At 63.7% G+C, this 13413-nt stretch carries 11 protein-coding genes; 8 read left to right on the top strand and 3 right to left on the bottom strand.

Annotation, left to right across the window (positions count from 1 at the left end; genetic code table 11):
* The first annotated feature begins 120 nt into the window (after positions 1-120).
* Together dapB and P2PM1_RS12290 are read left to right on the top strand one after the other, a co-directional pair.
* On the top strand, positions 121-924 hold the full coding sequence (gene dapB, locus P2PM1_RS12295; protein ID WP_186388957.1) for a 4-hydroxy-tetrahydrodipicolinate reductase: 804 nt from the start codon (positions 121-123) through the stop codon (positions 922-924).
* Positions 925-962: 38 nt separating this feature from the next.
* On the top strand, positions 963-1583 hold the full coding sequence (locus tag P2PM1_RS12290) for a 2,3-bisphosphoglycerate-dependent phosphoglycerate mutase (RefSeq protein ID WP_186388677.1): 621 nt from the start codon (positions 963-965) through the stop codon (positions 1581-1583).
* Positions 1584-1667: 84 nt separating this feature from the next.
* Here the strand turns inward: P2PM1_RS12290 and P2PM1_RS12285 are convergent, their stop codons facing one another.
* The 3 genes from P2PM1_RS12285 to P2PM1_RS12275 are packed head-to-tail and all read right to left on the bottom strand — an operon-like array spanning position 1668 to position 4382.
* On the bottom strand, positions 1668-2669 hold the full coding sequence (locus P2PM1_RS12285; RefSeq protein ID WP_186388678.1) for an adenosine kinase: 1002 nt from the start codon (positions 2667-2669) through the stop codon (positions 1668-1670).
* A 45-nt stretch (positions 2670-2714) separates the two neighbouring features.
* Complete coding sequence (locus P2PM1_RS12280) at positions 2715-3605, bottom strand: prephenate dehydratase (protein ID WP_186399230.1); 891 nt, start codon at positions 3603-3605, stop codon at positions 2715-2717.
* A gap of 12 nt (positions 3606-3617) precedes the next feature.
* A complete protein-coding gene (locus P2PM1_RS12275; protein WP_256376465.1) occupies positions 3618-4382 on the bottom strand; it encodes a 3-deoxy-manno-octulosonate cytidylyltransferase in 765 nt (254 codons plus the stop codon).
* Positions 4383-4586: 204 nt separating this feature from the next.
* On the opposite strand from P2PM1_RS12275, the gene P2PM1_RS12270 reads away from it, so the two are divergent.
* The 6 genes from P2PM1_RS12270 (at position 4587) to P2PM1_RS12245 (ending at position 13412) form a co-directional block, all read left to right on the top strand.
* Positions 4587-5207, top strand: coding sequence for a cytochrome c family protein (locus P2PM1_RS12270; protein WP_186399229.1), 621 nt, complete (start codon positions 4587-4589; stop codon positions 5205-5207).
* A gap of 382 nt (positions 5208-5589) precedes the next feature.
* Positions 5590-6993 carry a diguanylate cyclase domain-containing protein gene (locus tag P2PM1_RS12265; RefSeq protein WP_186397117.1) on the top strand — a complete coding sequence of 468 codons (1404 nt, stop codon included), beginning with the start codon at positions 5590-5592 and terminating at the stop codon, positions 6991-6993.
* A 199-nt stretch (positions 6994-7192) separates the two neighbouring features.
* A complete protein-coding gene (locus P2PM1_RS12260) occupies positions 7193-9103 on the top strand; it encodes an extracellular solute-binding protein (RefSeq protein ID WP_186399445.1) in 1911 nt (636 codons plus the stop codon).
* Complete coding sequence (locus P2PM1_RS12255) at positions 9103-11031, top strand: extracellular solute-binding protein (RefSeq protein ID WP_186399228.1); 1929 nt, start codon at positions 9103-9105, stop codon at positions 11029-11031. Before P2PM1_RS12260 ends, P2PM1_RS12255 begins: the two co-directional genes overlap by 1 nt.
* A 92-nt stretch (positions 11032-11123) precedes the next feature.
* Positions 11124-12233: a microcin C ABC transporter permease YejB gene (locus P2PM1_RS12250; protein ID WP_186397119.1), complete on the top strand. Its 1110-nt coding sequence runs from the start codon at positions 11124-11126 to the stop codon at positions 12231-12233.
* Positions 12234-12236: 3 nt separating this feature from the next.
* Positions 12237-13412 (top strand): ABC transporter permease, encoded by a 1176-nt coding sequence (locus tag P2PM1_RS12245; RefSeq protein WP_186399227.1) that lies wholly within the window; start codon positions 12237-12239, stop codon positions 13410-13412.
* The last annotated feature ends 1 nt before the right edge of the window (position 13413 follow it).

Below are 13413 nucleotides of genomic sequence, written 5' to 3'. Positions count from 1 at the left end.
GCGGTGTTTGTGCCGCATTGGCGGCCCTGCGGCGTTGCGTGCGTCCATCAACCTGCTATACCGCCCCGAAAACCCGGTTCCGCGCCGGGGATACGAGGACGGAGTTGCGCGATGACGGAAATGCGCCTGACAGTGGTGGGGGCTGCCGGACGCATGGGCGGCGCGCTGATCCGCGCGCTTTCGCAGATCGATGGTGTGCGGTTGTCGGCGGCGGTGGAACGGCCCGGCTCGCCGGCTGTCGGCCAGGATTCGGGCGTCCTGGCGGGCCTGCAGCCGAATGGTGTCGCCGTCTGCGATGATGCGCTGGCCGCGTTTGCCGCGACCGATGGGGTCCTCGATTTCACCACCCCGGCCGCGACGCGGCACTTCAGTGAACTGGCCGCCCAGGCTCGCATCGTCCATGTCATCGGGACGACCGGTCTCGGCGAGGAGGACGTCGCCGCGATCCGCCCGGCAGGCCGCCATGCCCGGATCGTCAAGTCCGGAAACATGAGCCTTGGCGTCAATCTGCTTGCCGCGCTGGTCCGCCGGGCGGCGGCGGCGCTGGACGAGGACTTCGACATCGAGGTGCTTGAGATGCACCACCGGAACAAGGTCGATGCCCCGTCCGGGACCGCGCTGCTGCTGGGCGAGGCTGCGGCCGAAGGCCGAGGATTGACCCTGTCGCAGCACAGCGTGCGCAGCCGCGATGGCATTACCGGTGAAAGGCCGCGCGGTGACATCGGTTTTGCGACCTTGCGCGGTGGCACGGTTATCGGCGATCACAGTGTGGTCTTTGCGGGACCACTGGAGACGATTACGCTGTCCCACCATGCTCAGGACCGTCAGATCTTCGCTCGTGGCGCGGTGAAGGCGGCCCTGTGGGCGCGCGACAGGAAACCCGGTTTCTATACGATGGACGACGTTCTCGGTCTCGTCGACTGAGTGCCTCGTCCCCCATCCGACCTGGAGACAGTCTGGCAATGGAACATCTTCTTGTGCTCGTGCGCCACGGGCAGAGCGACTGGAACCTCAAGAACCTCTTTACCGGCTGGAAGGACCCGGACCTGACGGAACTCGGGGTTGCCGAGGCACGGACCGCAGGCAGCAAGCTGCGCGATCTGAAGCTGGCCTTCGACGTCGCCTACACATCCGACCTCACACGGGCTCAGCACACGCTGACGCTGATCCTCGAGGAACTGGGCCAGCAGGATCTCGAGACGGTTCGCGATGCGGCGCTCAACGAGCGGGACTATGGCGATCTGACGGGAATGAACAAGGACGAGGCGCGCGAGAAGTTCGGCGAGGAGCAGGTGCATGTCTGGCGCCGCTCCTTCGACGTCCCGCCGCCGGGCGGTGAAAGCCTGAAGATGACGGCGGAGCGCGTTCTTCCCTACTACCACTCGGAAATCCTGCCCCAGGTGATTTCGGGCAAGCGGGTGATTGTCGCTGCCCACGGCAATTCGCTGCGGGCGCTGATCATGGAACTGGAGGGTCTGTCGCCGGAGGAGATCCTCAAGCGTGAACTGGCAACCGGAGCGCCGATCGTCTACCGGCTGACCGACGAGGGCACGGTGGCCTCCGTTCAGGATCTGGCCGACTGACTGCGCTCTTCCGCCGCGGCTTGAAACAACGGCGGCCGCGCCTCAGGCGCGGCCGCTTTGCGTTCGGGGACGCCCCGTTGGAGATTAGAGGCCGAAGCCCTGCTGTTCGGCCAGCCGCTTGAGCGAGCGCTCGGGGCGGGCGCCGACATGCCCGATCACTTCGGCTGCGCAAAGGCATCCGAGCTCCGCAGAAGTGGTGAAGTCGTAGCTGCGCGCCTGGCCGAGCAGGAAGCCGGAAGCGAACAGGTCCCCGGCGCCGGTGAGATCGACCACATCGGTCACTTCCGCGGCAGGCACGCGGATCGTCTCGTTTCGGGAAATGGCCATCGCGCCCTGTGCACCGAGGGTGAGCGCCGTAACCGCGCAATCCTCGCGCACCGCGGCAATGGCGGTATCCAGGTCGGCTGTCTCGTACAGCGCCTTCAACTCGTGTTCGTTGGCAAACAGCAGGTCAATCGTGCCGTTCCGCATGAGGCCGAGGAACTCGGACCTGTAGCGGTCGACGCAGAAACTGTCGGAGAGTGTCAGGCTGACCTTGCGGTCATGCGCGTGGGCGATTTCCGCGGCCTTCAGAAACGCCGCCTTGGCTGCCGGCGGATCCCAAAGGTAGCCTTCCATATAGGTGATCGCCGACGCCGCCACTGTTTGCGCGTCGATGTCCTTCTCCGAAAGTTCCACGCAAGCACCGAGATAGGTGTTCATCGTCCGCTCGCCGTCCGGCGTGATGAGGATCATCGACCGTGCGGTGGGCGGGCCATCGACGAGGACCGGCGTTTCGAAATGCACGCCGGTGCCGCGCATGTCATGCCGATAGGCAGCGCCCAGCTCGTCCTCGGCCACCTTGCCGAAATAGGCTGTGGCGCCGCCGAGCGCTGCAACTCCGGCCGCTGTGTTGCCGGCGCTGCCGCCTGAAATCCGCGTCGTCTGTCCCATTTTTTCGTAGAGACGGACCGCCTCTTCGGTGTCGATCAGCCGCATTGCTCCCTTAACGAGTTTTTCGCGCAGGAGAAAATCTTCCTCCACATGGGCAAAAACGTCGCAAATGGCATTGCCGATGCACAAGGTGTCGAAGCGCAGACTGGTCATGATGGCGAAAGTGTCCCTTTTGGTGTCGGCAGACGGAGCGACCGATCAGATTCCGGGCGTCGGCCGCAAGGCGCGATTTGCTTCCGGCTCGCGGATCTTGTCGCGGAACGGACTGGCTGGATAGATGCCAAGGAGCTTGAACTCGGCGGAAAAGAACTCCAGTTCCTCAAGCGCCAGCGAGACGCTGCGATCGTCCGGATGGCCCTCCACATCGGCATAGAACATCGACGCGAAAAACTGGCCTTCGAGTTGATACGATTCCAGCTTGGTCATGTTGACGCCGTTGGTGGCGAAGCCTCCGAGCGCCTTGTAGAGCGCGGCCGGCACGTTGCGGACGCGGAAGATGAAGGTGGTAATGATGGGCTGCCCGGAATTTTCCGCGCGCAGGGTTTCGCGCGACAGGATCAGGAATCGGGTGGTGTTGTGGGCCTCGTCCTCCACGTCCCGGCGCAGGATCTCCAGCCCATAGGCCTGCGCGGCCATCTCCGGCGCCAGCGCCGCGGCGGTGCGGTCGCCCGCCTCGGCGATCTGGCGGGCCGACCCGGCCGTGTCGGCGCCCACGATCGGCCGCAATCCGAGCGTGCGGATGATCTTGCGGCACTGGCCGAGCGCCATGACATGGCTCTGCACGCTCTTCAGATCCTCGATCCGGGTGCCCGGCAGGGCCATCAGTTGGAAACGGATCGGAAGAAAATACTCGCCGATGATCTGGAGCGAGGAGCGCGGCAGCAGATGGTGGATGTCCGCGACACGCCCGGCGACGGAATTCTCCACCGGGATCATGCCGAGATCGGCCTCTCCGCTCTCGATGGCGGTAAAGCAGTCCTCGAATGTCGGGCACGGCACGGCTTCATACTCGGGATAGACGTTGTGGCAGGCCGTGTGCGAGTTGGCGCCGTATTCGCCCTGGAAGACGATGCGTTTCTTGTTGGACATGATGGACCGGTGTCAGCTTGGGTTTGAAGGGCGCGAGGCGAAGACCGCCCTTACGGCTTCGAGGTCGCGCGGGGTGTTCACGTCCATCGGCACGCTGTCGATGAGCCCGACATCGATGCGCATTCCCGCTTCGAGCGCCCGCAACTGCTCCAGGCTTTCGCGCATCTCGAGGGGAGAGGGCGGCAGGGCGACAAAGCGGTCGAGGGCATCGCGCCGATAGGCGTAAAGGCCGATATGCTGGTAGAGCGGTCCTGGCCCTGTCGGGGCCGTCGCGCGGGTGAAGTAGAGCGCCCGCAGCCGCCGATCCGTCACCGGTGTGCCGATGGTCTTGACGAAACTGGGGTCTGTCTTGCCCGCCTCGCTGCGAATTTCCGTGGCGATGGTGCCAATATCCACCAGCGGATCGGCGAGAGGGTCGAAAGCGGCGCGGATGGCTTGCGGATCGATCAAGGGCACGTCGCCCTGCAGGTTCAAGACGATGCCGTGCCGTCGTTCCGGATCGACGGCCTGTGCGGCGGCGCGAACCCGGTCGGAGCCGCTCGGCAGGTTCGGGTCAGTCATGATGGCCGTGCCGCCCGCCGCCTCGACGGCGGCCTTTATGTCCGGATGGTCGCACGCCACGATCACCGGCCCGATGCCGGCGGACAGGCCGCGCTCGATGACATGAACGATCATCGGCTTGCCGGCGATGTCGGCGAGGGGCTTGTCCGGCAGGCGCGTGGATGCCATGCGCGCGGGGATGACCACGAGTGCGGACGGGTCGGCAGCCGTTGTCACGGGCGTCCTTTCAGAGGGCGGACGGGCGTGCGGCGGGCCCGGCTGCGGCGTGCGATCATTTGTATCATGGATTGCTCTTTTAAACCTATGGACACGAGCGTCAAAAACTTTGTAGTTTCCGGCGACTTTTTCACCACGCGCCGCGTTGCGCGGGGCCTGCTTGCATTGGCCTTGCGGCAACCGAGGGAGTTGGAGCCAGCGGGAATGAATTCTGCCAAGCTAAATATGATCGCTGGTGCGATCCTGTCCGTCCTCCTCCTGACGATGGGGCTCGGCATCGTGTCGGAAATCATCTTCCATCAGGGGGCGCCGGAAAAGCCAGGCTATGAGATCATCGTGGCTGAAGCGGATTCGGAACCGGCTCCGGCTCAGGACGCTCCGCAGGTGGAACCCATCGCCGTGCGCCTCGCCAGCGCGTCGGCCGCGGACGGAGAACGCCTGATCCGCGCTTGCGTGGCCTGTCACGATTTCTCCAGCGCCAACACCAACAAGGTTGGCCCGGGCCTGTGGGAAGTGGTTGGCCGTGCTCCGGCGAGCCATGAAGGGTTCCGCTACTCGAGTGGCATGCAGGCCTATGCGCAGGAGCATGAGACCTGGACCTACGAGAACCTTGACCACTTCCTTGCCGCGCCGCGGCAGGAGGTCTCTGGAACATCGATGGGCTATGCCGGCATGCGCAGGCCCGAGGACCGCGCGAACCTCGTCGCTTATCTGCGCACGCTGTCGGACAACCCGCAGCCGCTGCCCGAGGCCCAGGCCGAGGAGGCTCCGGCAGAGGAGACTCCGGCCGACGCGGCGCCTGTCGAAGGCACACAGGCCCAGTGACCGCGGCAACCACGCCCCTGTGGCTTGGTTGCCATCCATTTCAGGTGCTGAAGGCCGGCGCGAAAGCGCCGGCCTTTTCGCTAATTGCATAGGCGTGATGGATCTTGGCCGGGGGAGCAGCGCTCATTCGGAAGACCATTCGGCGCCACCGAATGCCGTTGAGTTTCCCCTGTAACGGGGAAGGGCTTTCGGATATAACGCTTTCGGCCCGCGCTGGAGGGATGTTGTTGTTCGTCCCGAATTTCTTCATCGAGTTGAAAATACATCTTTAACTGTGCCGTGTTACGTAGTTTTATCAGGTGTGGAAGCGCGGTCTGATCGACGTGCAAGCCGACCTGAACCAGGCGGCTCGCCATAGCCGCATCATTTCCAGGTGGGGGGCATGACGCAGGCATCCGGTGTCAAGGAATTGACGCTCATCCGGTGGAAACACCGGATGATGGCTGGGGCCGTGGTGGCATTCGTCTGCGTCCTCGGGATCACTCTCACGGCGTATATTTCTGCATTGCTCACCGAGAATGCCCACAAGCGTCTGCAGAACGAGACGCTGGCGCGACTGTCGGAGGCGCGGGCGCGGCTCGAAGGAACGATCAGCGCGACGTTGTATATTTCGCAAGGCCTGGTGAGCTTCACGGCAATCAACGGCGAACTCACGCAAAGGCAGTTCCGACGCTTTGCGGAGGAACTTTCCTCGGCAAACCGCCATGTGAAGCTGATTGCCCTGGCTCCCGGCAATGTCGTCCGCTACGTCCATCCGTTGCTTGGAAACCTGAGAGTTCTTGGTCTGGATTACAGCAAGACCCCGGCGCAATGGCCGGTGGTGAAGCGAGTGATGGATGAGCGGCGCACCGTCGTCGCCGGCCCCGTCGACCTTGTTCAGGGTGGACGCGCCCTGATTGCTCGTTCGCCGGTTCTCATTCCGATGAACGAGGATGACGGCAGGTCCGAGCGCCGCTACTGGGGCGTGGCCTCGGTGGTGATCGACATGGATGCCCTGTTCGAGGATGCAGGCATTCGCCCGGAGATGAGCGGATACCAGTTTGCCCTTCGCGGGGCCGACGGGCTGGGCCCTGCCGGCGGAATGATCCTCGGCGACCCGGCGCTGTTCGAAACGCCCCTGTCCAGTGGTGGAGGGGTGATTCTGCCGGTCAGCCTGCCGAACGGCATGTGGCAGATGGCCAGCCGTCCGGTCGGCGGCTGGGTTGCCACCTCGCCGGAAGTTCAAATCGTCCAACTGGTTGGTCTCGGCGTCACCTTTGCGATCGCGCTCTTGTCCGTCATGGTGGTGATCGCACAGCAACGGGCGCGGTCGATGGCGCTGCATGACGCACTCACCGGCCTGCCCAATCGGCGATTGCTGGAGGATCGGCTCGAGCAACTCGCCGCGCTGGGCGAGCGGACGGGACTGGGCTTCCAGGTGTTCTTTGTGGATCTCAATGCGTTCAAGCCGATCAATGATACGTTCGGCCATGCGGTGGGAGATCTGGTGTTGCAAGAGGTCGGCAAGCGGTTGCGGGCCGAAACAAGGGACTCCGACACGATCGCCCGTATCGGTGGCGACGAGTTTGTCGTCGTAGTGCCTGGGATGACCCATCATCAGACCACCGCCAATATTGCTGCGCGACTGCGGGAGGCTGTCAGCGAGCCGGTGCGCGCGGGCGATAACATCATCGCCATTCGCGCCAGTGTCGGCTGGGCGGTCTACCCGGACGATGCCACGACGATTCCCGAGATCCTCGAACTCGCCGACCAGCGGATGTATCGCGAGAAGCTCGCCGCAGCGTGAGCGCCGGGCACGCACCGAACCATCCTGCCACGATTAAACTTTCGTCATGAAGCGTTTCACGTCTGTCGGCGGGGGGCGCAACTCCCTAATATGTGTCGGCAAGACAATGCAGCAGCAACCGTGCGCGGCCGTGGGTCGTGCGCCGCGGCAAGACAGATGGATCCGTTGAAGCGCCATGATGCAGTCAGATCGCCAGACGATGCCCTCCCGTTCAAGATCCCGTGCAACAGTCGCTGTACAGGGTTGGCCGGTTCCGCGGTGGATCATCGCCCTGCCCTTGGCGGCGCTGTGCCTGCTGCTTGCCGGGCTGTCGACGGCATCGTCGCAGGAGGAACCGGAATGGCGGTATGCCTCCTCGCTGAGCGGCGAGCCGAAGTATCCGCCTGACTTCCGGCATTTCGACTATGTCAATCCCGATGCTCCGAAAGCGGGCATCGTCCGCCTCGGCGACAGCAGTGGCTTCGACACGTTCAACCCCATCCTGCCAAGGGGCAATCCGGCGCCGGGCTTGGGTCTGATGTACGATTCTCTGCTGGAGCCGGCGCTCGACGAGATCAACATCAATTCGGAATACGGGTTGATCGCGGAAGCCATGCGCTACCCCTCCGACTATTCCTGGGTGGAGTATAGGCTCAATCCGCAGGCCCGCTGGCATGACGGAACCCCGATCAGCGTCGACGACGTCATCTGGAGTTTCGGCAAGCTCAAGGAGGTCAATCCCAGCCAGGCCTTCTACTATCGTCATGTCGAGAAGGCCGAGCAGGTGGCCGACGGCGTCATCCGCTTCACCTTCGATTCTCCCGGCAATCGCGAGTTGCCGAAGATTGTCGGCCAGATGATTGTCCTGCCGAAGCACTGGTGGGAGGGGACCGGACCGGGCGGCCGACCGCGCGATATCGGCAGCGGAACGCTGGAGCGACCGGTCGGATCCGGCCCCTATCGGATCGGCGCCTTCGAGGCCGGGCGGTACATCGAGTACGAGCGGGTCGAGGATTACTGGGCCAAGGACCACCCCACACGGGTCGGCACCAACAACTTCGACAAGGTTCGCTATGACAGCTATCGCGACCAGACGGTGATGCTGGAGGCGTTCAAGGCGGACCAATATGATTTCCGTGCCGAGAACAGCGCCAAGAACTGGGCGACCGGTTACGACTTCCCGGCCGTGAGGGACGGGCGCGTGGTGCTTGAGACATTCCCCGACAAGGCGCGCGGCATCATGCAGGGCTTTGTCATCAATCTGCGGCGGAAACCCTTCGCCGATGTCCGGGTGCGACAGGCGCTCAACCTGGTTTTCGACTTCGAGACCGCCAACAAGACGGTGTTCTTCGACCAGTACAAGCGCATCCCATCCTATTTCGCGGGCACCGAGCTTGCCGCGAGCGGACTGCCGGAGGGTCAGGAACTGGCCATTCTGGAGAGTGTGCGCGACCTCATTCCAGAGCGCGTCTTCACGATGCCCTATGAGAACCCGGTGAACGGCGATCCCGCCAACCTGCGCGACAACATGCGCAGGGCTGTCGAATTGCTGGGCGAGGCCGGCTATGAGCTTCGCGGTCGCCAGATGGTCGATCGCCAGACGGGCGAACCGCTGGTCATCGAGTACATCAACAATGATCCGAATTCCGAGCGCTACGTGCTTCCCTATGCGCGCAATCTCGAGCGCATCGGCATCAAGCTCACGCTTCGCACCGTCGACACGCCGCAATACATCAACCGCATCCGCGAACGCGACTTCGACATGACGACGCTGGGCTGGGCACAGTCCCTGTCTCCGGGCAACGAGCAGCGGGATTACTGGGGCAGCGAGGCGGCGGATCGGCCGCAGTCGCGCAACTATGGCGGCATCAAGGACCCCGGCATCGACGCACTCATCGAGAAGGTTATTTTTGCGAAGGACCGGGAGGAACTGGTGGCGGCGACACGCGCGCTCGATCGGGTTCTGATGGCGCATCAGTTCGTCGTGCCGCAATGGTATATCGATGTCGACCGCACGGCCCGCTGGAACCGGTTCGGTCATCCTGACAACATCCCCGAATACACCCACGGCTTCCCGACCATCTGGTGGTGGGATGAGGCGCGCGCGGCGCGCGTACGGGGAGGGCGGTGATGGTGGAAGACAGGCTGAAGGCACCGAGGGCTGCCGGCGGCGCCCGGTTTGATCTGGATCGCAGGACCGTGCTGGCCGGAGCGGTGGCCTTTTCCGCTGCAACGCTTCTGCCGCTCCCAGGCGGGCGGGCACGTGCCGATGTGGAACAGAACGCCGGCGCTGCAGCCCGGCATGGACTGTCGGTGTTCGGCGACCTCAAGTATCCGGCGGGGTTCAGCCATTTCGACTATGTGGTCCCGGACGCTCCGAAAGACGGGCGCATCGTCTTCACGGCACCCTTCTGGACCTTCAATCAGAACCCGCAGACCTTCAATACCTTCAATACGTTCATTCTCAAGGGGGATGCGCCACCCCGGATGGAGCTGTGCTTCGACACGCTGATGGTGAGGGCGCTGGACGAGCCGGATGCCGTCTATGGCTTGATCGCCGAGACTGTCGAGATTTCCGAAGATGGAAATGTCTATACGTTCACGCTGAGGCCCGAAGCCCGGTTTCACGACGAGAGCCCGCTGACGGCGGAGGATGTCGCCTTCTCGCTGATGACCTTGAAGGAGAAGGGGCACCCTTCGATCCGTCAGGGGCTGCGCGAACTTGATGACGCGCGCGTCGAGGATCCTCACAAGGTATCGCTGGTGTTTTCCGGCAAGCAGTCGCGCAAGGTGCCGCTCATCGCGACAGGCATGCCGATCTTCTCCAAGGCCTATTACTCGCGCTACGATTTCGCCCAGACGACCCTGACGCCGCCGCTCTCGTCCGGCCCCTACAAGGTCGGGCGCCACGAGGTGGGCCGTTTCGTAGAGTATGAGCGGGTGAAATCGTGGTGGGCGGCCGATCTGCCCGTCAGCCGCGGGCACTACAATTTCGACCGTATCCGGCTGGAATTCTTCCGTGACCGGCAGGTGGACTTCGAGGCCTTCAAGAAGGGCGTTCTCACCTTCCGCGAGGAGTTCACCGCCCGCACATGGGCGACGGAATACAACTTTCCCGCCGTTCAGGACGGTCGTGTGATCCGGGAAGAAATCCCCGACGGCCGGCCCTCGGGTGCGCAGGGCTGGTACCTGAACCTGCGCCGCTCAAAGTTTTCGGACCCGCGTGTTCGCCAGGCGCTGGGTCTGGCGTTCGACTTCGAATGGACCAACACCTCGCTGTTTTTCGGAGCCTACAAGCGGACGAGTTCCTATTTCCAGAATTCCGCGATGTCGGCCGAAGGCGAACCGGACGCAGCGGAACTGGCGCTGCTGGAGCCCTGGCGCGGACAGGTGCCCGACGCGGTGTTCGGTCCGGCCGTCGCGCCACCGGTTTCGGATGGAACGGGACAGGATCGTGCGATGCTGCGCGAGGCGGACCGGCTGCTGCGGGAGGCGGGATGCCGGCGCGAGGGAGCCCGGCTGCTTCTGCCGAGCGGAGAACCGCTGGCCTTCGAATTCCTGTCGAATACGAACAGCTTCGAGCGTGTCGTCCTGCCCTATATCGGCAATCTGGAGCGGCTCGGCATCCGGGCGAATTTCCGTGTCGTGGATCCGGCGCAGTATCAGTCCCGTCTGAACGACTACGACTTCGACATCGCCTCGCGCCGGTATTCCCTGTCCGCGACCCTTGGAGAGGAGATCCGCCAGATGTGGGGTTCGGAGGCGGCAAGCCAGCCGGGATCGAGCAACCTGTCTGGCATCGCGGAGCCGGCGGTCGATGCGCTGATCGATGCTGTCGTCGCAGCGTCCACCAGGGAAGAGATGACCGTCGCTGCCCGTGCCCTGGACCGGGTCCTGCGGGCCGGCCATTATTGGGTGCCGCAGTGGTACAAGCCGATCCATACGGTCGCCATGTGGGACGTGTTCGGGCATCCTGAGGCGCCACCGACGCATGGCTTCACGCCGGAACTCCACTGGTGGTACGACCGTGAGCGCGCAGAGCGAATCGGCATACGCTGACATGCGCGAGACACTCCAACGCATCAGGCATTGCGGAGGCCAACCGGCAGGTTTGCCTGTTGTCGGCCGGCAAGAAAGGGATCTCTGATACGATGGGCGCCTATATCCTGCGCCGGCTGCTGCTGATCGTGCCGACACTGGTCGGCATCATGGCCATCAATTTCATCATCATCCAGTTCGCTCCCGGCGGACCGGTCGAGCGCGTCATCGCCCAGCTTCAGGGCACGGATGTGTCCGCCACGGCCCGCATCTCCGGCGGCGGCGGCGATTTCGCCGGCAGCGGCGCGGACACGGCCGGGGACGCGGGAGCCGTCGGGTCGAGATATCGCGGCGCACAGGGCCTCGATCCGGCATTTATCAAGGAACTGGAGCGCCAGTTCGGCTTCGACAAGCCGCCGCTGGAGCGTTTCGCCGTGATGCTGTGGAACTACGCCCGCTTCGACTTCGGGCAGAGCTACTTCCGCGACATCTCGGTGATTGACCTGGTGATCGAGAAGATGCCCGTCTCGATTTCGCTCGGGCTATGGATGACGTTCATTTCCTACGCGATCTCGATCCCGCTGGGCATCCGCAAGGCGGTGAGGGACGGCTCGCGCTTCGATGTCTGGACCTCCGCCGTGATCGTGGTGGGCTATGCGATCCCCGGGTTCCTTTTCGCGGTGCTGCTGATCGTGCTGTTTGCCGGCGGCTCGTTCCTCGACTGGTTCCCGTTGCGCGGCCTCACCTCGGAGAACTGGCATCAGCTCTCCTGGCCCGAGCGCATTCTCGACTATTTCTGGCACCTCGCCCTGCCGTTGACCGCCATGGTTCTGTCGGCCTTCGCCACGGTGACGCTGCTGACGAAGAACTCCTTCCTCGACGAGATCCGCAAGCAGTATGTCCAGACCGCCCGCGCCAAGGGTCTGAACGAGCGCCAGGTGCTCTACGGCCATGTGTTCCGCAATGCCATGCTGATCGTGATCGCCGGCTTTCCGGGCGCCTTCATCTCGTCCTTCTTTGCCGGTTCGCTGTTGATCGAGACGATCTTTTCGCTCGATGGGCTCGGTCTGCTCGGCTTCGAGGCCGTGATCAACCGCGACTATGCCGTGGTCTTCGCGACGCTCTACATCTTCTCGCTGATGGGGCTTTTGGTGAATCTCATTTCCGACCTGACCTACACCTGGATCGATCCCCGGATCGATTTCGAGAGCAGGGAGGTCTGAGGCATGGATCTGAAGGCGGAACCCACGGGCAAGGTGGAGGCCGTGGCTGCGGCCACTGCCACTGCGACGATCGGCCGGCCGAAGGGCTTTCTGTCGCCGATCAACCAGCGCCGGCTGACGAACTTCAAGGCCAACCGGCGCGGCTACTGGTCGTTCTGGATCTTTCTTCTCCTGTTCGGCCTGTCGCTCCTGGCCGAGTTTCTTGTCAACGACCGGCCGATCGTCGTCGTTTACAAGAACGAGGTTCTGGCGCCGATCTTCGTTGACTACCCGGAGGAGAAATTCGGCGGTTTCCTCGCGGTGACCGACTACCGGGACCCCTATATCCAGGAAGAGATCAGCGCCAACGGCTGGATGCTGTGGCCGCCGATCCGCTATTCCTATCGCACCGTCAACAACGAGATTCCGGTGCCCGCACCCGCCCCGCCGTCCTGGCGGCTCGACAAGCAGGAGCGCTGCGTCCGCTATCCGCTGGGAGCGGAGGACCCCAACTGCACCCTCGGCAACTGGAACTGGCTCGGCACCGATGACCAGGGGCGCGACGTGGTCGCTCGGCTTGTCTACGGCTTCCGTATCTCCGTCCTGTTCGGCCTCGCCCTGACGCTGGCTTCCTCTGTCGTCGGCATCGCGGCCGGCGCCGTGCAGGGCTATTACGGCGGCTGGGTCGACCTTCTGTTCCAGCGCTTCATCGAGGTCTGGACGGCGATCCCCACGCTCTACCTCATCCTGATCGTGTCCTCGGTCCTCATTCCCGGTTTCTGGACGCTCTTCACCATCCTGCTCGCCTTCTCCTGGGTGGCGCTGGTCGGCGTGGTGCGGGCGGAATTCCTGCGAGCCCGGAACTTCGAATATGTGACGGCGGCGCGAGCACTCGGCGTCGGCAATCCCACGATCATGTGGCGCCATCTTCTGCCCAACGCGATGGTGGCGACGCTGACCTTCATGCCCTTCATCCTGAACGGCTCGATCTCGACGCTGACGGCGCTCGATTTCCTCGGCTTCGGCTTGCCGCCGGGCTCCGCCTCGCTGGGCGAACTGCTGGCGCAGGGCAAGAACAACCTGCAGGCGCCCTGGCTCGGGATCACCGGCTTCATCGTCATCTCGGCTATGTTGAGCCTGCTGATTTTCATTGGCGAGGCGGTGCGCGATGCCTTCGATCCGCGCAAGAGCTTCGCGTGAG

Source organism: Stappia sp. P2PMeth1, assembly GCF_900185735.1.
Classification (GTDB): domain Bacteria; phylum Pseudomonadota; class Alphaproteobacteria; order Rhizobiales; family Stappiaceae; genus Stappia.
The sequence above is the reverse complement of the archived record's forward strand: the minus strand, read 5'-3'. Positions and strand labels throughout refer to the sequence as shown.